Source organism: Desulfovibrio sp. MES5, assembly GCF_002237645.1.
In the GTDB taxonomy this organism is placed as follows: domain Bacteria; phylum Desulfobacterota; class Desulfovibrionia; order Desulfovibrionales; family Desulfovibrionaceae; genus Desulfovibrio.
The window spans coordinates 64413-87645 of sequence record NZ_MJUZ01000004.1 but is presented as its reverse complement, the minus strand read 5'-3'; the positions used below and the strand labels follow the sequence as shown (position 1 = coordinate 87645).

The following is a 23233-nucleotide window of genomic DNA, read 5'->3' as shown; positions in this document are numbered from 1 at the left end:
GGGTGGGGGCGTGGGGGAGGGACCCTTTTGCAAAAGGGTCCCTCCCCCACAAGGCATTTCAACGTTTGATGCTGCGTCAGTAGCGGCATAACAAGCCGTCCCTCCCCCACAAAGCATTCCAACGTGAAACGTCCCTACTGCCGCGCGGCCTTGTGGCAAAGCTCGTAAAAGCCTTCGGCCAGGGTGGGGTGGGCGTGAATGGTGTGCGCCACGTCGTTTGCCGTCGCGCCCATGCGGATGGCCAGGGCAGCCTCGGCCACAAGGTCGGTGGCGTGCGGGCCGCAAAGATGCGCTCCAAGAATGGTATTGTCCCCGGCATGGGCCACCAGCTTGAACACGCCGGCGATTTCGCCCATGGCGTGGGCCTTGCCCAGTTCCCTGACCTGCATGGTGGTGCAGCGCACAGGCAGGCCGCGCGCCACGGCTTGCTCCTCCGAAAGCCCCACGCAGCCGATTTCCGGCGTGGTGAAGATGGCAGAGGGTACGACGCTGTAATCGCAGGGGGCTGGCGCGTCCAGATGGGCCACCACATGTTCGGCCTCAGCCGAGGCCATATGGGCCAGCATGATTTTTTCAGGCCCGAGAATGTCGCCAATGGCGTATACGCCGGACAGGGACGTTTGCAGGCAGTCGTCCACTGTAATCCAGCCCCTGGACGTCACGGCTATGCCCGCTTCTTCAAGGCCAAGGTCCTGGGTTCTGGGTTCACGCCCCACGGTAACAAAGACGGACTCCGCCTCCAGCACGCCCGCAGGAGCCGGGCTGGCGGCATCCTGAGGCCGTGCGGCGGCTGTGACAAGCTTTACGGAGTCCTGCTCCGTCACGGCGGAGCTGACTGTCTTGCCGAGTTCAACGCGGATGCCCGCTTTTTTCATTTCCCGCAGCAGCAGTTTGCTCATTTCAGCGTCAACCGAGGGAATGGGCAGCAGACGGTTCTGCCCCTCGATAACGGTGACGGCCGCGCCGAATGACCGGAAGATGCAAGCCATTTCGCAGCCGATGACGCCGCCGCCGACAATGATGATTGAGGCGGGCACATGGTCCAGCCGCAGCACGTCGTCGCTGTCAAGAATGCGGTTGTGGTCGACGGGCAGCGAAGGCAGGTTCAGGGGGCGCGAACCGGTGGCTATGATGACGTTGTCGCCCGCGACGGGTATGGAGCGTTCCTGTGTGGTCACCACCACTTCCTGGCGGCTTGCCACCCTGCCCCTGCCGCGCAGCAGGGTGATGCCAAGGCTGGCGCAGGTTTTTTCAAGCCCTGTGGCCAGCAGGCTCGTGACGCTGTTCTTGCGTGAGAGCAGGGAAGGCATGTCAATGGCGGCCCCGGAGCAGCCGGCAATGGCATGGCTGGCTGCATGACGGATTTTCTCCAGCGTGTCCGCCGAACTTTTGAAGGTCTTGGTGGGTATGCAGCCGGTATGAAGGCATGTGCCGCCCATGGCCGCGCTTTCAACAAGCGTTACGCTGTGCCCGGCCCTGGCTGCCGCGAATGCCGCTGTGTACCCGCCGGGGCCGCTGCCGATGATGGTCAGTTTTCGCATTGGTATCCTCGTGCTGCTCGTGATGTTGGGCGAAGCTGTTATGCCAGCGATTCCAGAAGATTCTGGTATTCCTCGGTTGTGAGCAAGCCTGCTGACGACAGGGGTTCTGTCCTACGCAGGCGCACAATCCAGCCCTGGCCGTAACAGTCGCTGTTGACAAGCCCCGGCTGGCTTTCAAGACTGGTATTGATTGCCGTAACCTCGCCAGAAACAGGAGCGAACAGGGCGTTGACGGACTTCATCGATTCCACGGAACCGAATTCCTTTCCCGCTTCAAGCTGATCGCCCACAGCAGGCATATCCACATAGACCACTTCTTCCAGCTGGGCCTGCGCAAAGTCTGAAATGCCCAGGGTGGAGCCGTCTTCGTTTTCGAGCAGCCAGATGTGCTCGCTGGTGTATGCGCGGTCATTGGGCAGGGTGTAGTCGGCCATATGTTCTCCTTGTGGTTTGCAGCGTAAAAAGCCGCCGCGCTTCCTATGGCAAGAGGCGCGGCGGCGGGCCCGGAAAGGCGGAAACCTGCATTCCGGCGGATTTGATGGAGGCAGGGGCTTGACTGCCGCCTGACGGGAGTCCGCGGGCGTGGCGTTGCGCCTTTCCGGGGGAATACCCGGACGTTTCAGAGCATTTGACACTTGAAATGCTCGCATCCGGCAGGCAAAGCCTGCCTGTTGGCATTTCGCGGCAAGGATTTTTCAGAAAAATCCCTGCAGAGCAGTTAACTCATTTCACTCGTAAACTGCTCTAGCTCTCGGCCTTGTCCCCGGCCTGCCCTTCGGGCAGGGGGTAGGTGTGGCGCTGACCGTTAAGAATGAAGCTGTAGTTGATCTTGCTGCACGCTTTGAGCATGTTGGCCACGGAGCAGTACTTCACCGCGCCCAGTTCAAAGGCGCGCAAAAACCTGTCCAGGCTGATGCCCTGACCTTCAACAGTGTATTCCACGTTGATTTCGGTGAATATCTGGGGCACTTCTTCGCGGCGCACGGCGTCGGCGGTTATGCTGAAGGCGCTGTACTCAAGGCGCATCTTGTTCATGGCGTGGCCCACTTCAATTCCCGTGCAGCCAGCCAGGGAAATAAGCAGCATTTCCATTGGACGCACGCCCTGGTTGTCGCCGCCGTATACGGCTGAAGCGTCCATGACAACGCTGTGCCCGTCGGAGTCCCTTCCCTCAAAAATCATGTTTCCTTTCCATTCCACGTGAATCTTGGCCATGATGCAAATCCTTATATCGTAGTGGTTTTTTGACGTTCAGTGCTGAAGATAAGGGCAACCCAGGCGCAGAGTACGGCCAGGAAGGCCGTCATGCCCCAAAGGCCTGTCTGGTAAAACCACGTGCCAGCCGCCGCGAGAGCCACGCTCAGTGCGAGGGCAAGCATCACGGCCACATTGCGCAAGACGAGGAGCCCGCCGGAGGGGCGTATGAATTCCCACCCCTTTTCCGCCAGGGAAACTATGCACATGCCGATGATGTTGGCCGCCATGGCCACCCAGACAGGATGGATCTTGAGGTAAAAGCTGTTGACGGCCCATCCGCCGAGCCAGTTCCAGACAAGACCCGCGCCGCATCCGGCTATAAGGGCCGTCAGCGCGCCGCGCGGCGTGGCCACGCTCCAGAACAGGGCCGCCACCATAGGCGCGAACGTAGCGCCGTTGCGGGCTGTCCAGGCGAAAATGTTCCACCACGCCGCCTGCTCCGAGCGCAGATAGCCGAACATGATCATAAGGCAGGTAAGGGCCAGCAGCGAAAGGCGGGTAAGCTTGACGAGCTTGGCGTCACTGGCGTTGGGCCAGATGGCCGAGCCCACGTCGCGGCCAAGGCTGGTTGCGCCGGAGAACTGGCAGGGAGCGCCCCAGCCAAGGGCGCAGGCCCATATGCCCAAGGTGAACAGGCCGACCATGGGAGCCGGCAGGGTTTCCATAAGATATTTGGGCACGGCCACCAGGCCGCGCGCGTTGCCGGGCATGGCAATGGCCGCAGCCGCGCCCACAAGCACGCCCATGGCGATGAAGATGACGTTGAACCCGCTGGCGATGAGCAGACCCTTGCGGCCCTCGTCAGCCGTTTTGCACGAAAGGGCCATCTGAAAAGCGGCCTGGGCCAGCAGCACGTTGATAAGAAAGGTGCCGAACCATGCCAGAATGGTCTGCAGGCCAACGCTGGTAAGGCTGCCGTACTTGACGTCAGTGGTCAGCAGGGTGGCCACGGCGTCAAAGCCGGGGTTGATCGCAATGGCGTAGATGGCGACGGCAAACATGATCATGAAGACGAAGAAGTTGGCGGTCTGGGTCATGGCCACCGACCACATGCCGCCCGCGCTGAGAAAGACGTACATGAGAGCGGCCGTGAGCACCACGGAGAGCAGCATGTCCATGCCGGTGATGGCGTTGATGCATGAAGCGAAGGCCAGCGCCGTGGCCACCGACCACATGGGAAAGGTGATGGCCGTGATGCCCCCGGCAATGCCCTTGGCGGCCCTGCCGTACTTGTCGCCGATGAGGCCGGAAATCGTCACCATCATGCGCTTGCGGAAGGGTCCGATAAGCACCAGGGCTATGATCAGCACATGGGTCAGTTCAGCAACGCCGTACCACAAGGCGGAAATGCCCGTGAGGTAGGAAAGCTCAAGAATGGCAATATAGGTTGAACCCGAGAAAAGGCCCGTGATGCAGAAGGCCACGGTCCAGCGGCTGAACTTTCGCCCGCCCACAAAAAAGTCTTCACCCGCCTGCGCCTTTTTTTTGGCTATCTGGCTCATGACAATGAGCAAGAGCGTATAGGCCAGGGCAAGCCCGAACATCCAAATGGCCGAAGATGACATGGTTACTCCTCATATTTTTCAAATGCGTTTTGCCGGGTGCATTTCTCTGAAATGCCGGGGCTGCGCGAAACAACGTGCGGCGCCGCACGTAACGTCAATGCGAATTGGGTTTGCTGGCCTTGCCAGGCGCCCGTAAAATGTACCTGTTCAGCGGGTTGCGCATGTTGCCCGCTTGTTGCGCTGGGCGCTCTTTGGTTTTTGTAGCGACTGTCCGGCATGTTGCCCCGTGCCGGACAGTCTTGAACCGCAGGACGTATTGGGCCCTCTCAATTCCCTCCAGAGCCGGACTCCATCGCTCGCGGGCGATGGAAGGCTCTGGCGCTCCTCGCGAGCACAACTATCTGGATGCTATCTGTGAGGATGCATCCAGATAGCAAACATTGTTCCAAAAAGTTTTTTTAATTATATAAGTATGTTGAAAATGCGTGGCGCAAGATGCGCCAGCTGCGGGCGGGCAGGGGGCGGCGCTTGTGAAGTTTTATAACATGCTTTGATTTATTGATATTTTTTGAAGACTTGTGAAATCTTGCAACAAGAAGGGTGGTTCATAATCAAACCACATGGTTGAAAAATGAACCGCCACCCCTGGCGCGGCGGGCGCTGCCAACAGACCGGCAAAATGGGGGTGTGCGCCCCGTCGGGTGGTTTAGTTCTGAACCACGATGTCGTATTCCCGCATTTTACGAAGAAGCGTGGCGTGCGAAATGCCGAGATCACGGGCCGCGCCCCTGATGCTTGGCGCATTGCGCAGGGCCTTTTCAAGGCACTGTTTTTCAAAATGCCGCAACTGCTCCCGCATGGGGGCGCTCCGGGAGGGGGCGGGCTGCCCCTCCTGCCGGGCGAAGCTTTCCCATATCAGTGCGCTGTTGCCGGGCGAAAGGTTCGCAATGGTCAGGCGCTCCATAAAATTGGCGAGTTCCCGCACATTGCCGGGCCAGGAATACTCAAGAAGTATCTTTTCTTCCTGGGGGGTTATGTGGCAGTGGCAGGAGTATTTCTTGCCGAAGCAGGAAAGAAAGTGCCGCGCCAGCGGCAGGATGTCTTCGCGTCGCTCCCGCAGGGCAGGCACGGAAAGGGGGATAACGTTGAGACGGTAGTAAAGATCCTCGCGAAAGGTGTTTTCGCGCACCATTTTGAGCAGGTCGCGGTTAGTCATGGCAATGACGCGCACATCGAGCCTCACGGGCTTGCGCCCGCCGATGCGATAGATGACGCCCTCCTGCAGGGCGCGCAGCAGCTTGACCTGAAGGGCCATGTCCATTTCGCCCACCTCGTCCAGCATGAGCGTACCCTCGTGGGCGACTTCAAGCATGCCCGCGCGGCTTGAGTTGGCGCCGGTAAAGCTGCCTTTTTCGTAGCCGAACAGCTCCGCTTCCTGAAGGTGCTGCGGGATGGTGCCGCAGTTGATCTGCACGAGGGGGCCGTGGCGTCGTTTGCTGTGGTTGTGGATGGTCATGGCCACAACCTCCTTGCCCGCGCCGGTTTCGCCTGTGATGAGCACGGTGGAGTCCACCCCGCCAAGGCGGGCCGCCTCGTCCAGCAGGCGCAGCATGGCAGGGTTGTGGGCAATGACCTTTCTGCCCTTGAGGCTGGCCTCCTGAAAGGCCGCCAGTTTGCGGCGGCTGCTTTCGGCCTCTTCCTGCAGCCGTCTGATCTCTGTCATGTCCTGGGCAGAAAGGACGCAGCGGAAGAGCCGCTGGTCAGCGTCAAAGATGGGGGTGATGCTGAAGACCACCTGTTTGCCGCTGCAGTCCTCCAGAAGGGTGCTGCCTGCCTTGCGCGAAGATATGGTTTTTTTGAGCAGGTCGGCCACTGCCGCCATGGCGGGAGAGGACGGCTCCTGCAGGTTGTCGCAGTCCGGCAGCAGAGAGCGGATTTTGTCATTGGTGTACAGCGGAACGCCTGCCTGGTCGAAGATGATGATTCCGTCCGCTGCGCAGTTGATGACGGCGTCCAGCTCTCTGTTGTGGCAGTCCGCACTGCAGAAGGCATTGTAGATTTTATGGATAAGGTCTTTCTTGGTCAGCACGCCCACCAGTTTGTCCTCGTGGTCGAGCACAAGCATCCTGTCTATGGGCAGGCTGCACGCCGCGCCGAAAGTGGCGTCATTGCGAATGCTCACAAGGTCCACGTCCATAACTTCGCCAATGGGCGTTTCAAAAGATTTGCCCTGCCGTATGGCCTCCACCAGGCGGAATATGGTCAGAATGCCGCGAACTTTTTTTTGCGCATCCAGAATGGGCACGCAGTTGACCCCGTGCCGCTCGTATACCGCCAGCGCGTCTTCAAGCCTGTGCTCTGGGGTCAGGGTTTCGGGGTTGTCGTGCATGACCTGTTCGACAAGCATACTTTCTTCGGGCAGTGCGGGCATGGGCATTCTCTGGCTATGGTGATTGGGGGCGTTCAGACGCGCTGGTGGGGCGGCCTTGCCGGTTCTGGCAAAAAGGGATGGATCGTGGGCGCATTTTTTGCGCGCATCGGCAGGCTTTCGGGGGGTACACGCGGCAAGCCGAAGGGGCCTGGCCAACTGGGGATTCGCCGGCAGAACGGCAACCGCAGGCAGTGCGATATTCCCGTTTCAGTCCGCTGATATAGCTCCTGTCATATTTGGAAAGTTATTTCAATTTTTACTGCACTCTAAAGCTCCCAGCAGTTGCAGGGCTGTTTTGCGTATGTATTACTAAAAAAAATATGCGTAAAGGTTCTTGCAGAAAATGGAAATATTATTTTTAGTAAAAATTTAAATTAAATTATGCAGTATTTGAAAGTATTGAACATTGAGTAACTGTGTACTCGAGTAGATTTTGTGCTTTGCAAGAATATTTGGTTGTTAACTTTATCTCTAGTCGATTTGATGCATTTTTGCAACGTCGTATTGATGCTTTACACATTGGCTATATGATATTAGTTTTCCGACATCGACAAGATTTACCGTTCATGAGGGCATTTTTACAGGCAACCATTATTGGTAATGGTTTTCCTTGTTATTTATAACAGCAGGGGGCGTGACGTAGCCATGAGTGCAAAGAGCAAAATTGTTTTAAGTGTTTTCGCTTTTTTTTCATTGGTTATTCTGGCCATGACGGTCAATTCGTACAGGAGTTTCAGCTCGTCATCCAACGCCGCCAAGATTGAGCAGTTGAATACCATTTCAAGGTCAGTGGGCAAGGCCGTTGCCGAGAAGATGGGCGTGTATTTCAATATGCTGGAATTGTCGGCAAAAATGCTGGCGCAGCCGGTGGGCGTCACTGACGCCGATCTGTACGAATACCGCAGGAATGTGCTTGTCCAGTTGCTGCAGCAGACAAATCTTGTTGAAGCCTACTATTGTTTTGAAAACGGCGAGACACACAACAACAAGGGCATGATCCCCAATTTCAACGCCAAAGATCTTGGGCGCGAATGGTATAAACGCCTCTTTAGCGGTGAAAAGCGCGTCGTCACCACACCCTACACCTCGTCCATCGGGGCCACCGTCATGGCGGTTGGCGTGCCCATGCTGGACAAAGGAAAAGTGGTGGGCACCCTGTGCATCAACCTGGGCCTTACGGACATCACCAATTTCGCCAATGGAGTGCTGGATTTTCAGAACGTCTTTCTGACCCGCGCCGACGGCTATATCATGGCCAACAGGAATGAAGCGCGCATCGGCAAAAGCCTCTGGGACGAGGTTTCCGGTCTGAGCCAATACCGCACGCAGAATTCGGACGGCAGGATATCCTTCACTCACGACAATGAAGAGTATGAGGGCAGCCTCTACAACATCAAGGGGCTGGACTGGAAGGTGTGGGCCTATGAAAAGGAAGACATCATCCACCAGGATTCGGACCAGAACCTGCTGTACAGCTCCATTGCCGCCGTGGCGGCCCTGGTGCTTTCAGCCCTGATGGTAACGTTTCTTGTGACCCGCCTGATCTTCAAACCCCTTAACAGGTGCGTGGATTTTGCCGCTTCCGTGTCCGCAGGCAGGCTGGACGAAACGCTGGCCGTCAAAAGCAGGGATGAGGTTGGCGTGCTGGCCGACGCCCTGCGCACCATGGTGAACAGACTCAAGGAAATGATAACCACCACGGCAGAAAAAGAAAAACTTGCCGTGCAGGAGGCGGAGCGCGCCCGCAAAGCCGTGGCCGAAGCAGAAGAGGCGCGCAACGAAGCCGAACTGGCCACGCGGCGTGGCATTCTTCAGGCGGCTGCGCAGATCGAGGGGGTTGTGGAACGCATAGCCTCAAGCACTGAAGAGCTGGCCGCCCAGGCGGAACAGATATCCAGAGCGGCGTCGGTGCAGCAGCAGCGCATGACTGAAACGGCTACCAGCATGGAGCAGATGAGCGTGTCCGTGGTGGAGGTCGCGCGCAATTCTGGTGATGCCGCCAGCAATGCCGCAAATACGCAAAAAGAGGCCGGACGCGGCGCGGATCTGGTGCGCCAGGTCATTGCGGCGGTCACCCAGCTGCAGACGCAAAGCCAGGCCATGAAGGAAGACCTCACCGTGCTGGGGCGGCAGGCCCAAAGCATAGGGGCCATCATGGATGTCATCAATGATATCGCAGATCAGACCAACCTGCTTGCGCTTAACGCCGCCATTGAGGCTGCCCGCGCAGGCGAGGCCGGGCGCGGATTTGCCGTGGTGGCCGACGAGGTGCGCAAGCTGGCCGAAAAAACCATCGGAGCCACAAAGGAAGTGGGAGAAAACATTTCAGCCATTCAGGCAGCCGCGCAAAACAGCATCCACTCTATGGATTCGGCAGCGGAGACAGTGGAAAAAACCACAACGCTCTCGCACGATTCCGGTGCGGCGCTTGAGAATATCCTCTCCTACGCCAAGGATAACGCCGATCAGGCGCAGTCCATAGCCACGGCGGCTGAAGAGCAGTCCGCCGCTTCAGAGCAGATCAGTCAGGCCATTGAGGAAGTGACAAGGCTTACTGAAGAAACATGCAGGGGACAGGCGGAATCTACCGTCGCGGTACAGCAGCTTGCAGCCATGTCCGGCGACTTGCGGGCCATTGTGGATCAGCTCAAAAGGTGACGGCCGAAGCAATGTTGGAATGCTTTGTGGGGGAGGGACCCTTTTGCAAAAAGGTCTCCTCCCCACGCCCCCTCCCCCTAAAACTCTTATTACGTTGTACTGGAGTACAGCTTGTGTTGGGGCCGAGGCGGGGCTTTTGAGCATGTAACCTTTTTCAAAGGCAATCTGGTCTGGAAGCAGCGCCTTTCAGACATTTCATCGCCTCAAAGGTGAGCTGCTTCAGCCCAAAGCAATGTTGAGAGTGTTCATTTAAAAAAGCAGGCCCCCGCCGAACCTTCGGGTTCGGCGGGGGCTTGACGCATTACGGCGGGCGTTGCCGCAGTTCCACCCGCGCAGCGCATCTCTTCGGGCTGTTGGCGCTGATCTGGTTTCCGCGCTTTTTGTGGGCGAAAAAGGCCCTCTACATTAGATAACCACTGAAATGACAAATATTTCAGGGGTCATCTGCGCTAGATGCCCTTTTCAGCCATGAGGCAGGCCAGGTCGCAAACGCGGCAGGAGTAGCCCCATTCGTTGTCGTACCAGGCCACCACCTTGACCATCTTGCCGTCCTGCACCGTGGTGTAGGACGCCTCAAGGATGGAGGAGGCGGGGTTGCCCTTGAAGTCCATCGAAACCAGGGGCTTGTCGTTGTATTCAAGAATGCCCTTGAGGTAAGTCTCCGAGGCGTGCTTGAGTTTGCCCAGCAGGGTTTCGGTGTCGGTTTCCTTTTCAAGGATGCCGCTGAAGTCCACCACAGACACGGTGGGTGTGGGCACGCGCAGCGAATAGCCGCTGAACTTGCCCTTGAGCGCGGGAATGACCTTGGCTACGGCCTGCGCCGCGCCGGTGGACGTGGGAATAATGTTGCACGCGGCGGCACGGGCACGGCGGGGGTCCTTGTGGGCCATGTCCAGAATGCGCTGGTCGTTGGTGTAGGAGTGGATGGTGGTCATGTTGCCGATCTGGATGCCGAATTCGTTTTGCAGCACCAGGGCCACAGGGGCAAGGCAGTTGGTCGTGCACGAGGCGTTGGACACGATGTGGTGTTTGGCCGAATCGTAATCCTGATGGTTGACGCCCATAACGATGGTGATGTCTTCTTCCTTGGCCGGAGCGGTGATGATGACCTTTTTGGCCCCGTTTTCAATGTGGACGGAGCACTGGGACGCCTTGCGGAATATGCCCGTGCTTTCCACAACGATGTCCACGCCGTACTCGCCCCAGGCAAGCTGCTTGGGGTCGCGCTCGGCAAAGCAGTGCACCTTCCAGTCGCCAACGGTCACTTCAGTGCCGTCGATCTTGGCGTCCAGATAGGCGCGCCCGTATACGGAGTCGTATTCCAGCAGGTGAAAGTTGGCTTCAGCGTCGAAAAGATCGTTGATGGCCACCACTTCCACGCGGTCACGGTAGCTCTTGTGCAGGGCGCGAAAAACCTGCCTGCCGATGCGTCCAAAGCCGTTGATGCCTATTCTGATTTTGCTCATATGCGAAATCCTCACAAACTAGAGGGGAGTGTCTTCAGGCGACGTGCGCTGTTGCATGCGCGAAACGCCGTTTGCCCGCACGATTCTGAACTGGGTCGCCCTTCCGGCAGTGCGCGGGCTGTTGCCATGCGCGCTGCCGCCTTTGTCGTGGCAGAAAGTCCGCCTGCCGCAACCGGAGAAGTATGGCCCTTCCCGGCGTGTTTCAAGGCTTTTGTACCTTGAGGCGGCCTTGCGACTGCAGAAGCGGATGCCCTACGGCGCATGCTCTGCTTCAGCCGTTGCCCGCAGGGCTTACGGATGAGGACAGCACCGCTACCCACCTGCGCGACCACGCGCCGTTCCTGGCGCGCTGTGACTTTTGAGAATGCACATTCTCAAGGGCCGTCCGTATTAGTCTTCGTAGACCGAGTACGCGTGCTTGGTCATCAGTTCGTAATTGTTGCGCAGCGCCTCATGCAGACGCGCGTTTTCAATGGCCAGGGCCGAAATGGCGGCCACGGCTTCCATAAAGGTCTGTTCGTCGGCCGTGAATTCACGTTCCTCGGCGGAATAAACGCGGATAAGGCCAATGGCCTTGCCGTCCACCATAAGCGGGGCGGACAGAACGGAAACAAGGCCTTCGGCCCTGGCCGAATCGGGATACTGAAAGCGTCCGTCAGCGGCGGCGTCCTTGAGATGGATGGTCTTGCCGGCGAGCACCTCGCCGTCCATGCCGCTGCGCTTTACTTCCACCGACCCCTTGCGCAGGTAGGTTGCGGAAAGGCCGTAGGCGGCGCTGGGCAGCAAAAAACGGCCCGTGCTGTCCAGCAGGCGGATGGTGCTGGCCTTGCAGCCCATGGTGACAGCCGTCTGCTCGGTTATTTTGTGCAGGACATCCTTGGGCTCAAGGCTGGAGTTGATGACCAGCGCAACATCTCTGAGAGCGCGAAAATAGTCTTGTGCCATGTGTGCCTCCTTGAAGAAAGCGTTGCAAAGTAGTCTGGCTGTACTGTGGCCCGGGGCCACTGAAGCAAGTGCACTTTGAAGTTGCTCTGACGGCCGCGTGAGCAGGCGTCCGCCGTGGGGGTCGCAATGTATTTACGCGGGGAAGCGCCAAGGCGGCGCTCTGGCGGCTCTGCGCAAAGCATATGCAAAGCCATATTGCCAACTGACTGTGTCGGTTGTGCAACGTACCAGAGTATAAGTATGCGCTATTTTCCCTCATGGGGCAAATGGTGGCGGCGGAGGCCTCTTGGGCCGAAGACGGGACGAAATAAAACGCCTTGTGCGGGCGGGGCTTTTGGCGCGCAGCCCTTTGTGAGATCTGTGCTCCTGAGCGGGCAGTGTCTCTGGCGCGGCTTCACTTTGCAGCCGTTCGTGAAGTCGTGTGAACAAGGGTTGGCTGATGATGGTCGCGAGAGCAATCGCCGAGCCACTCTAGAGGACGCGTGGGCAAGGGCCGTGTGAAGCCTGGGATAAAGGCCCATGTGAAGGCCCGGCGCAGAGTACCCGTGCTGTTACGTGCCGTGGCTGCCCGTAACAATTGGGAATGTACACTCAAAAACAGCAATGCTCCCTGAAGCAGGTAAGCTTTGAGATTTTGTACTATACTAAAGGTGTTAGGGGGTGGGGGCGTGGGGGAGGGATCCTTTTGCAAAAGGGTCCCTCCCCCACAAGGCATTCCCAAATAAAACTAGTCTATGGAAGCACTAACTAAAGAGCCTCCTGGAAACGCGCAGTTGTTTTCTTTGGCAAGGCGCGAGCTTTTTTTGAGGCAGGAGTGGACTCTTCCGTCCTCGACTGTTTCAAAAAAAGTGAAGCAACGCCGCCAAACGGAATAAATCAGCGTTTCCTAGGCTTTGACCTTGCCGGAGCTCTGCATGCTTACCTGCCCCTCGATGATGCCGCCCTCTTCGGTCAGCAGCACGGGAGTTTGCACGCGGCCTTCAAGTATGCCCGATCCGTAGACGACCACGCGGCGACGGGCCGTGATTTCGCCGGAAAAACGGCCGGAGAGCAGAAGTTCGCCCACATCAAGCGTGCCGGTGACCTGAGCGTCCTTGCCCACATTCAGTGTGCCTTCGCTCACGATCTCGCCATTGTACTTGCCTTCGATGCGCACGGTACCCTTGAAATGCAGTTTGCCTTCATAAACTGTATCGGAACCCAGGTAGGCTATTTCGTCCTTGGCCACAGCAGTCTCCCCGTTATATTTGCAATTAACCCTTAAACATGAATCGCCGCATGGACACGTTGAGCACTATGCCCAGCAGCGTGAAATTGACCAGGGTGGCGCTGCCCCCGTAGCTGATGAAGGGCAGCGGAATGCCCACCACGGGCATGATGCCGATGACCATGCCCATGTTGATAAGTATCTGCCAGAAAAAGTAAAAGAATACCCCGACCACCAGCATGCTGCCAAAGCGGTCCTTGGCCTGTACGGCGGTGGAAAAAATGGAAAGCAGAAAGAGGCAGAACAGGGTGACCAGGGCAACGCAGCCCACAAAGCCCCATTCCTCGCCAAAAACGGCCACGGCAAAGTCCGAATGGCGCTCGGGCAAAAAGCGTAACTGGCTTTGCGTGCCCTCTTTGAAGCCCTTGCCCCACAGCTCGCCGGAGCCAATGGCGATGCGCGACTGTATGATGTGGTAGCCGGTGCCGCGCGGATCGGTGGTCGGGTCAAGGAAGGTCAGGATGCGCTGGCGCTGGTAATCGTGCATGCCCACAAACCACATGAGCGCCCCCACGCCGGGCACGGCCAGAAGGCATGTTTTCAGCACATAGCCCTTGAGCCCGTGAAAAAGTATCATGCCCGCCAGGATAAGCAGAAGGAGCATGGTGGTGCCGAGGTCCGGCTGGGTGATGATGAGCGCGCAGGGCAGCAGGCAGACGAGGAGTACGGAGAAGAAGTCCTTCCATCCAAGGGGGCGGCTGTCGCGCGCCAGCAGGCGGGCTGCCAGCACCAGCACTGAAAGTTTGGCCAGCTCGGAGGGCTGAAGGCTCATGAAGCCCAGCGAAATCCAGCGTTTGGCTCCGTACACCGTCTTGCCCGCAATGGGCACCAGCAGCAGAAGAAAGATGGTCAGCAAAAAGAAGGGCCAGGCCAGGTTGCGCAGTTGCCGGTAGTCAAACATCATGGCCATCAGCATGCAGGCCAGGCCGCACAAGCCCCAGATCACCTGACGCTGGTAAAAGCTGTTGAAGGCCAGCCCCGATTCGACCCGGGTGCCGCTGGCAGAATACAGATTGCCCACGCCCACAAGATAGAGCAGCAGCATGCAGGCCAGCAGGCCCCAGTTTATATAGCTGAGAAGACTTTTATCCATGCGCTTCTACCTGGTCAGAACATGTTCCAAGGGCCGTAAAAGGGTCGCCGTCGATGCCAGCGTCCTTAGAGCATTTTAACTTTGAAAAAGTGTAAATGCTCTAATGCTGCACGAAAGTGCAGCGCGCCACAACGTGGCGTGGATTCAGCCGAGCTTTAGCCGTTGCGACGAAGGAAGCTACGGATGCTTCAAGCGTTGTGACGCAGGAAACTACGCTTGAAGACAGCATGAGTAACCATACGTCTGTTCTGTGTAATCGCTGTCGCCATCCGTAGCGCTGCTGTCCTGCCCCGTAAGGCGGTTCCCGCCAACGGTTCAGGCAAGCCCTGCGGGCAACGGCTGCCGCAAAGACAGCAATTGGTTCCTTGAACGGACAGCCTACTGATGGCTGTCGTTATCCGTAAGCGGCAAAGAACCGCTAACGGCTACCGCAAATCGCATTTTTCGGCTGAATGAAAACTATGAAATGCTTCTCATTTCAAAGTTGATCTGTTCTAGTCGGCCCGTTCCCCGGGGCTCGCCGGGGCCTGAATCACAGGAGCCGCCGGAGCGTTGGGGTCGGGACCAAAAAGGTGATCGTAGACTTTTTTTGCCACGGGGCCAGCCACGCTGGAGCCGCCGCCGCCGTGCTCGACCATGACCACCACCACATAGGATTTGCCGTCCTTGACGCCCCATGTGGTGACCCAGGCGTGATCGCGCTGGGCGTATTCCATTTCGTGGGTGCGCAGGCGGCGGTCGTTGGCGGCCATCTTGAGTTTGACCACCTGGGCCGTGCCCGTTTTGCCGCCCATGTCGGCGTCCTTGCGGCCCACCACTCTGGCCGTGCCGTTGGCGGCCGTTTTGCGCATGGCTTCCACCACAAAGTTGAGGGTGGAGGGCTTGGCGGGTATGCGGCCCTTGATTTCGCGCGGCGCGTCATCCAGCAGCTGGGGCTTGAGCAGGTCGCCGCCGTTGAGCAGGCCCGACACAAACACGGCCATCTGCACGGGGGTAACCAGGGTATAGCCCTGGCCGATGGAGACGTTGTAGGTCTCGCCGCGCACCCAGGGGCGGCCGAAGCGGCGGCGCTTCCAGTCCTTGGAGGGCACAAGGCCGGATTTTTCGTGCGGCAGGTCAATGCCGGTGGGGCGGCCGAAGCCGCTGGCCTTGGCAAATTCCTCCAGCTTGTCAATGCCCATGCGCTCGCCCATCTGGTAAAAATAGACGTCGCAGGAGTTGATTATGGCGTTCTGCATGTCCTGCGCGCCATGGCCGCCACGCTTCCAGCAGCGGAATATCTGGTTGCCCAGCGTGACCTGCCCGGAGCAGTTCACGGTTTCACGCGGGTTGACGCCACGCTCCAGCAGCATGGCGGCCACGACCAGCTTCCACACCGAGCCGGGCGGATACACGCTCTGGATGACCCGGTTTTGCAGCGGAAAACGGCTGTTGGTGCGCAGGGCGTCCCAGTCGCGCTGAGAAATGCCCGCCGCAAAAAGATTGTTGTCATAGGCAGGCGAGGTAACGAGCGCGCGCAGTTTGCCCGTGTCCGGCTCCATCACCACCACGCAGCCAGCCTCGCCGCCAAGGGCGTTCCAGGCGGCCTCCTGAAGGTCCCTGTCCAGCGAGAGGCGTATTTCCTTGCCGCCACGGGGTTCTTCACGCAAAAACTTGCCAAGCACGCGGGAATGGGCGTCCACTTCAACGTCGTAGAGGCCCTTGCGGCCGCGCAGCTGCTTTTCCAGCTCCAGTTCCAGACCCTGCTTGCCCACAAGGTCGCCCATGGCAAGGGCGCTGTCTGCGGCCATTTCCTGCTCGTTGGCTTCAGCCACGTAGCCGAGCACGTGCGCGAAAAGGTCTTTTTCAGGATAGCTGCGCTTGGTGCGCACCACAATTTCAAGGCCGGGCCACGCGTAGATTTCCGATTCAATGCGCGCCACCAGGTCGAAATCGATATCTGTAATCATCAGGAGAGGTTCAAATGATTTAACCTTGAACCTGTCCTGCCGGAATTTGTCCCATATCTGCGGCAGGGGAATGCCCGACCACGCGCTGATCTGGGCCAGGGTCGCCGGGATGTCGGGGCAGTCTTCGCGTACCAGCGAAAGGCCGTAGGCTGTGCGGTTGTCGGCCAGCACCTTGCCCTGATCGTCCATGATGCGGCCTCGCGGGGCGAAGATGCGCTCGATGCGCAGGCGGTTGTTCTGCGCCTGCTGCGCAAACTCTGCCCCACGGTGCATCTGCAGGTACCAGAAGCGCACCACAAAAACAAAAAACAGCAGACCCACCAGCACCTGAAGCAGGATGACCCCGCCGCGCGGGGGCTGATAGCCCTCGCTTTCAACCTGGATTTTCAGCCAGGAGCGTATGCCCTTGCGGGCGTGCTTTTCTTTTACGCCGAGCAGGCTCTTCTTAGCTTTCCGAAACATGGCCCTTCCCACGGCGGGTTGCCACCAGTATTTTCCAGGCAAAGGGTATGAAGATTGCCTGGATCAGGCTTTTGTCCAGTATGTCGTGCGTATTGAAAGGCAGGTCCTGCAATGGCGCCATAAGCCATGCCACCGCGTAATACGCCGCGCCCATACAGGCCGAAAGCAGAAAGATGAACAGAAAATTCTCGGCCTCAAACAGCCAGCGGCCCATGCGAAACAGCACTATAACAGCCGCGTACCAGACGATGACTCCGCCAAATACTCTGGTTCCCATGCCTTCCTGCAAAAGAATGAAGGCGGGCAGCAGCCAGAGCATGTTTTTGTAGTCCCGTTCCTGCAGCAGGATGATAAGACCCACCGCCATGACGTCCAGCCCCGGAACCGCAGCCTGTATGCCCACAGCCGCAGCCAGAAAGCAGAGCCACCAGAGGATGTCGCGCAGGGCGCTCATGAGCCGGGGCGACCGGGCGCGGGAGGCCCGTGAATTTCTTTGGGCGGCGCGCCCAGATCCGGAGGCGGCGCTATGCCTGTGGGCTCCAGCAGCAGCACTTCTTCCAGATGGTGCAGGTCCACCAGCGGGTCGGCCTTGATGGCCATGAACTGGGTGTAGTCGGAAGGGGCCACGCTGAGCACCTTGGCCACGGGTATGCCCTTGGGATACTTGCCGTCCAGACCGGAGGTGATGAGTATCTCCCCTTCACGCACCCTGGCCGCGCGCTGCACGAAATTCACTTCCATCGGCTGGCCGGTGCCGTGCCCGGTAAGGATGCCGGGGGCGCGGCTTTCTTGAGAAAATACGGCAATGCGGCTGCCAGGATCAGTGAGCAGCAGGGCAATGGCGCTGTGAGCGCTGGCTTTGAGCACGCGGCCCACAAGGCCCTGATGGGTGACGATGGGCGTGCCGGGTCGGCCGCCCGTGCTGTAGCCACGGCTGATGGTGATGCTGTCAAGCACGGCGTTGGGGCCCATGCGCCCGGCCAGCACCCGTGCGCCGAGGGGACGCCAGCTCTGGTCTACCGGCAGCTGGATGAGGGCGCGTAAGCGCTTGAGCTCAGCCATGTCTTCGCCGTTGGCCAGCAGCTTGGCCTCAAGCTCGTTGACGCGCTGCTTGAGAACCTCGTTTTCTTCACGAACGGCCACGAGGTCAAAATAGCGGTCCCACATGTCCTGTCCGGTATCCTGAATGCTGCGCAGGGGCTTGAGCACGGCTCCGGCCAGCTCAAGGCCGATTTCCGCAGCCAGGTCGTCCAGCGCGCGCGTCCGTTGATTCCAGGAGTACATGGCCAGAAAAAGGATGAGCATGATGCCCGCAAGAATGAGAATACGCCGCAGGGTCACAGGCAGGGGCTCCCGTTGAGCAGACCGTTCAAACGCGAGCGGCGCCACGCTGGAATGTGTTTTTCCAGCACGGCGCCGTCAGCAATCCGGCATTGAAGCTGGGTGCGCGCGTATGCCGCACAGATCAGTCGATGCACACTTCTTTAAGAATATGCAAGTTATCCATAGCCCGGCCCGTGCCCACAACAACGGTGGACAGGGGATCGTCCACAACCGTGATGGGCAGGGAGGTTTCTTCACGCAAAAGCTGGTCCAGGCCCTTGAGCAGCGCGCCGCCGCCCGTGAGCACGATGCCCCGGTCCACAATGTCGGCCGCCAGTTCGGGCGGCGTCTGTTCCAGGGCGATGCGCACTGCCTGCACAATGCTGTCCACCTGTTCGGAGATGGCCTTGCGCACTTCCTCCGAGGTGATGATGATATTCTGGGGAATGCCCGTCACAAGGTCGCGGCCCTTGACCTCGATCTGCTGTTCCGGGTCAAGCGGATAGGCCGAGGCGATCTTGATCTTGATTTCTTCAGCCGACGATTCGCCGATAAGCATGTTATACTTGCGCTTGACGTGCGTCATGATGGCTTCGTCCATCTTGTCGCCGCCAACGCGAACCGAGCGCGAATACACGATGCCCGAAAGGGAGATGACCGCCACTTCCGTGGTGCCGCCGCCGATGTCCACCACCATGTTGGAGGTAGGTTCCTGAATGGGCAGATCCGCGCCGATGGCCGCAGCCATAGGCTCCTCAATGAGGTATACTTCACGCGCGCCGGCGGACTGGGCCGATTCTTTCACCGCGCGCTTTTCAACCTGAGTGATGCCCGTGGGCACGCAGATCATGATGCGCGGGCGCACCAGACGGCGCGAGTTGTGTACCTTGGCGATGAAGTGGCGCAGCATGGCTTCGGTCACTTCAAAGTCGGCAATGACGCCGTCCTTCATGGGACGGATGGCCCAGATGTTGCCGGGCGTTCTGCCGAGCATGCGCTTGGCGTCCTGCCCGACGGCCAGAACCACGTTGTTGCCGCGCGCATCTTTTTTGACGGCCACCACCGACGGCTCACGCAGCACGATACCGTGTCCCTTGACGTAGACGCAGGTATTGGCCGTGCCAAGGTCAATGGCCAGGTCATTGGAAAACATGCCTAATGCGAAATCCAGAATTTTGGACATTACTCTAACTTGCCTCACTGTGCTGGTATGCGTATCTTCGCCCCAAGGGAAATTGTCCGTCAAGTTCAAAGACAACGCCCCGCGCCCGGTGTGCGGATAAGGCGGGGGGCGGTAAAAATCGGTAACGTCAGGCTGAAAACTGTTCTGCTAAATCGGGCGTGAAGTCAAGATGGCTGGCGCGAGGTTCAAAATCTTTGTCCCCGCCGCTACCCGGATTTTTCCGCCGTCAAGGCTTGTAAACATGCTGCGCTGGCATACTCTGGCCGTGTATTTTCGCCGCAAGTATGGCACACGGGTGCAAAAAATTCCACTTGACGCGGGAGCTTCCTGCCCCAATCGCGATGGTTCTCTCTCGCGTCGCGGCTGCACGTTCTGCAATGCTTCCGGTTCCGGTTCCGGCCTTGGCGGGCGCGGCTTTTCACTGGACAGCCAATGGCTGGCCTGGCTTGAAAAGTATCGTGCAACCGACGCGGACAGGGCCTTTATGGCCTATCTTCAGTCCTACTCCAATACCTACGGTTCGCCAGAACGCTTGCAACTTCTGCTCCAACAGGTGGCGGCCCTGCCCGGTTGCCTTGGGGTGGCCGTGGGCACGCGACCGGACTGTCTTGACCAGCGCAAACTGGACATGCTGGCCGCCTGCGGCACAAATGTCTGCGTCACCAGGGGTGATGCAAGGCACTATACGCGAAATACTGGCGGAGACAATGGGCAGAAAAGCGGCCTTGCCGAGGTGTGGCTGGAGCTTGGTCTGCAAAGCATGCATGACGCCACGCTCAGGCGCATAAACCGTGGGCATGACGCCGCCTGCTCCGAATGGGCCGTGCGCGAGGCGGCCGCACGGGGCCTTGCCGTGTGTGGGCATCTCATGGCCGGGCTGCCCGGCGAGGATGAAAAGGACTTTCTGCAAAGCCTGGATTGGGCGCTTGCGCTGCCGCTCAGCGGGCTGAAAATACACAATGTCTACGTGCCCCGTGGCACGGCCCTGGCCCGTCAGTATGAGGAGGGCGGCTACAAGCCCCTGGCCCGCGACGAATATGTGGACCTGCTCTGCACGGCCTTGCCGCGCATCCCCTCGACCATAATCATGCACCGGGTGCAGAGCGATCCGGCCCCCGGCGAACTGCTGGCCCCGGCCTGGGCGGCGGAAAAGCGCGGCGTCATCACAGACCTTCGCCGGGCCATGACAGCGCGTGATCTTTGGCAGGGCAAGGCGGCGGACGTGCCGGAGGCGCGGCCTGAATGGTACGGCGGTTAAGGAAGCGCTGATTTATTCCGTTTGGCGGCGTTGCTTCTTTTTTTTAAAACAGTCGAGAACGGAAGAGTCCACTCCTGCTTCAAAAAAAGATCGCGCCTTGCCAACCGAAATAACTGAGCGTTTCCAGGAGGCTCTTTAACCAGTGCTTCCTTAACAGCGCAGATAAACGGCGCTTACGCCTCCGTGGCCAACGTCTGCTCCCGTAGCCGTCAGAGCAATTTTAAATTGCTCTAACCTAAAATGCAGCAAAGATTTTAGGGGGGCGTGGGGGAGGGACCCTTTTGCAAAAGGGCCCCTCCCCCACAAAGTCTTTCAAGGTTCAGTCGTGGCTTTGTTACGGCATGCAAATGGCCGCCCCTCCCCACAAAATATTTCAGCTGCGTTTTCTAATCCAGGTTCAGAATGACTGAAAAAGATTTGAACAGCACGGTGACTTTCTGTCCCGCCTTGAGTGAGGCGGAAGACTCGAGGCCGCAGCTTTGTATGGCGCACACAAGGCTGCCTTCGGGCAGGGCCACCACAACCTCGGCCACCATCTGGTCTTCACGTATCTTTTCGACCACGCCAAGAAAGCAGTTTTCCGCCGGGGGCGATGCGTTTTTGGGCAATTCGCCCGGCGAAACGAGAACCCAGGGGGCCTTGACGCTGGCGTTGACCAGTTTGCCTTCGGCCAGGGCCAGGGTGCGGCAGCTTTCGTCCGTAATAAGCGAAACGATGCGCAGACCGCCAGCGGTGCGCAGCACCACTTCCACCAGGATGCCGGCCTGCCGCAGTGAGGTAATGCGCCCCTGAAAGACGTTTCTGGCGCTGGTTTTCATCGGGCGCTCCCTTTGCAGTTGTTCGCGCAGAAGGCGGCGGGCCTCCTGCGGGTCGCAGCGCACAATGCTGCTCTGTCCCGGAGCGGCGCGGCGTCCCAGAAAAATGTCCACCACGGGCAGGGGCAGGCCCTGGCGTCCCAGCTCAAGCGCGCGGCTATGGCGCAGGGCGCGGGCGCTTAACAGCCCCTTGGGCAGCCCGCAGGCGGCCCCGCACTGTTGCAGGCAGCGCCGCACGTAGCTGGCGTCACAGCGCATGAGGTCCTGACTTTCAGGAAAGAGCGCAGGGTCTTCCAGCACGCGGCGCAGGCGGCGGCTTACGGTCAGCGGCAGGGGCACTTCGCGTCCTGGGGTTCCGTCGCCGTCCGGCACGCGGATGATGCCTTCCTGAAGGTCCAGATGGGAAGGCCTGATGTTGAAAATCTCAACGAGGCGCAAGGCGGCGTAGCGCAAAAGCATAAAAATGAGCCACATGCGCAGGCGAGGGCGTTTTTCACGCGGGCCACGGGCCGCGCTGGCCTTTTCCCACAGCCATGTTTCCACGGCCAGCAGCTCTCGCGGGCTTATGCGCCCGGTGTCCTGCAGCAGCGCGGCGGAGTCTCGGCGCATGAGACGCTGACGCAGCCATGCACGGTCTGCGGAAGAGAGGGTGCGCAACAGCGCTGCCATTTCCTCACGGTTCTTATTTTTTTCCATGCCGGATCCTGCCGTTTTTTGGATCTTGTACATGTAAAAATGCCATGTTGTACAGTCATCACGGTTTTCGCAAAAAACGTGATTGCCTTGCCCCTTTGGTCTGCTCCTGTATGAGGTAATCAAAACTACCGCGCTGCGGCGCTCAGGAGAAGCACATGAAAAAACCGTTCTTTTCACGCATTTTTCTTGCTCTGGCTTGCACAGGATTGCTGGTCCTTCCCGCGCAGGCAGCTGAAATGACCGTTTCAGGTGCGGCCAGCCTGACCAACGCCTTCACTGAACTGAAAGGCCTTTTTGAAAAACGGCACGCTGACCTGAAGGTCAATGTGAACTTTGCCGCGTCCAACCCCCTGCTCAAACAGATTCAGGAAGGCGCGCCCGTGGACGTTTTCGCGTCCGCGGACCAGGCCACCATGGACAAGGCCGTGGCCGCCAAGGTCGTGAACCCCGCCACGCGCGTGAACTTCGCCGAAAACGATCTGGTTCTTATTGTCCCTGCGGGCAGCAAGAAGCCTGCCAAGCTTGATGGCCTCAAGAATTTCAAAAAGATCGCCATCGGCAATCCCGACTCTGTGCCCGTGGGCCGCTACACCAAGGACGCCCTTGGCAACGCCAAGCTGTGGGAAGCCGTGCAGCCAGCCCTTATTCAGGGCAACAGCGTGCGTCAGGTGCTGGACTATGTGGCCCGGGGCGAAGTGGACGCAGGTTTTGTTTACGCTACCGATGCCAAGCAGATGGCTGACAAGGTGGACGTTGTGATGGTTGTGGGCGGGCACGAACCTGTGACCTACCCCATTGCCGTTGCCCTCACTGGCTCCAATCCCAAGATGGGCCAGGCTTTCATCGATTTCGTGCTCTCGCCCGAAGGGCAGGCGGTTCTGGCCAAGTACGGCTTCTCCAAGCCGTAGGGCAGAGTGCCATTAGTGTGCTGCGGCAAGGGGTCTGACGCCCGTTATGCGTGGCACAGCCTGGCCCCCCGGACAGTCCGGCCCCGGACAGTCCGGACAAGCAGCACGTTTGCCTTGTGTCGCGAGCCTGCGCAAGCAGCCGCCAGCGCGGTTTCAGCACGGGCATCTCTGGCGAAGGATATCGGGAGTCCCGGTTCCCGGCTGGCAACAATAACGATTTGCCAAAATTAGAGCAATAGATACAGTATGTTGTAAATGGCTATCTCATGCGGGATCAACCGCGTCGCGCCGGGTGTCAGCAGCGCCCGGCGCGATTTTGCTCTTGCCGGTTTGGCGCTGTTGCACGGGGCAGCGGGTGAGGCCGAGAATTTTCGAGGCCTGGAATTTGCAATGCCAGTTTTTCAGGCCTGCGGCCAAAGGGGCGTTACTGATGCCAGGCAATCGCTCTCGCACTGTCGGCGCTGTTTGGGTAGAAC

The 23233-nt window shown here is 58.9% G+C and carries 18 protein-coding genes; 3 read left to right on the top strand and 15 right to left on the bottom strand.

Annotation, left to right across the window (positions count from 1 at the left end; genetic code table 11):
* Positions 1–134: 134 nt before the first annotated feature.
* The 5 genes from lpdA to BCS36_RS01420 all read right to left on the bottom strand — a co-directional run bounded on the left by lpdA (position 135) and on the right by BCS36_RS01420 (position 6740).
* On the bottom strand, positions 135–1541 hold the full coding sequence (lpdA, locus tag BCS36_RS01440) for a dihydrolipoyl dehydrogenase (RefSeq protein ID WP_291301153.1): 1407 nt from the start codon (positions 1539–1541) through the stop codon (positions 135–137).
* A gap of 38 nt (positions 1542–1579) precedes the next feature.
* Positions 1580–1975 (bottom strand): glycine cleavage system protein GcvH, encoded by a 396-nt coding sequence (gene gcvH, locus BCS36_RS01435; RefSeq protein WP_291301152.1) that lies wholly within the window; start codon positions 1973–1975, stop codon positions 1580–1582.
* Positions 1976–2285: 310 nt separating this feature from the next.
* Positions 2286–2756: an OsmC family protein gene (locus tag BCS36_RS01430; protein ID WP_291301151.1), complete on the bottom strand. Its 471-nt coding sequence runs from the start codon at positions 2754–2756 to the stop codon at positions 2286–2288.
* A gap of 11 nt (positions 2757–2767) precedes the next feature.
* On the bottom strand, positions 2768–4363 hold the full coding sequence (locus tag BCS36_RS01425; protein WP_291301150.1) for a sodium:solute symporter: 1596 nt from the start codon (positions 4361–4363) through the stop codon (positions 2768–2770).
* 646 nt (positions 4364–5009) lie between these two features.
* A complete protein-coding gene (locus BCS36_RS01420; protein WP_291301149.1) occupies positions 5010–6740 on the bottom strand; it encodes a sigma 54-interacting transcriptional regulator in 1731 nt (576 codons plus the stop codon).
* Between the two features lie 639 nt (positions 6741–7379).
* Between BCS36_RS01420 and BCS36_RS01415 the strand changes: the two genes are divergently transcribed.
* Positions 7380–9392, top strand: a complete 2013-nt coding sequence (locus tag BCS36_RS01415; protein WP_291301148.1) for a methyl-accepting chemotaxis protein — start codon at positions 7380–7382, stop codon at positions 9390–9392.
* Between the two features lie 449 nt (positions 9393–9841).
* Here BCS36_RS01415 and gap read toward each other — a convergent pair whose 3' ends face one another.
* The 8 genes from gap to BCS36_RS01375 form a co-directional block, all read right to left on the bottom strand.
* A complete protein-coding gene (gap, locus tag BCS36_RS01410; protein ID WP_291301147.1) occupies positions 9842–10858 on the bottom strand; it encodes a type I glyceraldehyde-3-phosphate dehydrogenase in 1017 nt (338 codons plus the stop codon).
* Positions 10859–11248: 390 nt separating this feature from the next.
* Entirely contained in the window at positions 11249–11803 is a 555-nt protein-coding gene (locus BCS36_RS01405; RefSeq protein ID WP_291301146.1) for a GAF domain-containing protein, read from the bottom strand.
* A gap of 886 nt (positions 11804–12689) precedes the next feature.
* Positions 12690–13031, bottom strand: a complete 342-nt coding sequence (locus BCS36_RS01400; protein ID WP_179980278.1) for a polymer-forming cytoskeletal protein — start codon at positions 13029–13031, stop codon at positions 12690–12692.
* A gap of 25 nt (positions 13032–13056) precedes the next feature.
* Positions 13057–14163 carry a rod shape-determining protein RodA gene (gene rodA, locus BCS36_RS01395; protein ID WP_291301145.1) on the bottom strand — a complete coding sequence of 369 codons (1107 nt, stop codon included), beginning with the start codon at positions 14161–14163 and terminating at the stop codon, positions 13057–13059.
* Positions 14164–14657: 494 nt separating this feature from the next.
* Entirely contained in the window at positions 14658–16574 is a 1917-nt protein-coding gene (gene mrdA / locus BCS36_RS01390; protein ID WP_291301144.1) for a penicillin-binding protein 2, read from the bottom strand.
* Positions 16558–17028: a hypothetical protein gene (locus BCS36_RS01385; RefSeq protein ID WP_291301143.1), complete on the bottom strand. Its 471-nt coding sequence runs from the start codon at positions 17026–17028 to the stop codon at positions 16558–16560. The genes mrdA and BCS36_RS01385 overlap by 17 nt, the downstream gene beginning before the upstream one ends.
* Positions 17025–17963 (bottom strand): rod shape-determining protein MreC, encoded by a 939-nt coding sequence (gene mreC, locus BCS36_RS01380; protein ID WP_291301142.1) that lies wholly within the window; start codon positions 17961–17963, stop codon positions 17025–17027. Before mreC ends, BCS36_RS01385 begins: the two co-directional genes overlap by 4 nt.
* Positions 17964–18039: 76 nt before the next feature.
* Positions 18040–19080: a rod shape-determining protein gene (locus BCS36_RS01375; protein ID WP_179980274.1), complete on the bottom strand. Its 1041-nt coding sequence runs from the start codon at positions 19078–19080 to the stop codon at positions 18040–18042.
* Positions 19081–19321: 241 nt separating this feature from the next.
* Between BCS36_RS01375 and BCS36_RS01370 the strand changes: the two genes are divergently transcribed.
* Positions 19322–20338, top strand: a complete 1017-nt coding sequence (locus BCS36_RS01370; protein WP_291301141.1) for a TIGR01212 family radical SAM protein — start codon at positions 19322–19324, stop codon at positions 20336–20338.
* Positions 20339–20724: 386 nt separating this feature from the next.
* Here BCS36_RS01370 and BCS36_RS01365 read toward each other — a convergent pair whose 3' ends face one another.
* Positions 20725–21849 (bottom strand): TOBE domain-containing protein, encoded by a 1125-nt coding sequence (locus BCS36_RS01365; protein ID WP_291301140.1) that lies wholly within the window; start codon positions 21847–21849, stop codon positions 20725–20727.
* 155 nt (positions 21850–22004) lie between these two features.
* Between BCS36_RS01365 and modA the strand changes: the two genes are divergently transcribed.
* On the top strand, positions 22005–22757 hold the full coding sequence (gene modA, locus BCS36_RS01360) for a molybdate ABC transporter substrate-binding protein (RefSeq protein ID WP_291301139.1): 753 nt from the start codon (positions 22005–22007) through the stop codon (positions 22755–22757).
* Positions 22758–23021: 264 nt separating this feature from the next.
* Here modA and BCS36_RS01355 read toward each other — a convergent pair whose 3' ends face one another.
* The gene (locus BCS36_RS01355) at positions 23022–23174 is read right to left on the bottom strand and encodes a hypothetical protein (RefSeq protein WP_291301138.1); all 153 of its coding nucleotides are present in this window, start codon (positions 23172–23174) and stop codon (positions 23022–23024) included.
* Positions 23175–23233: the final 59 nt, after the last annotated feature.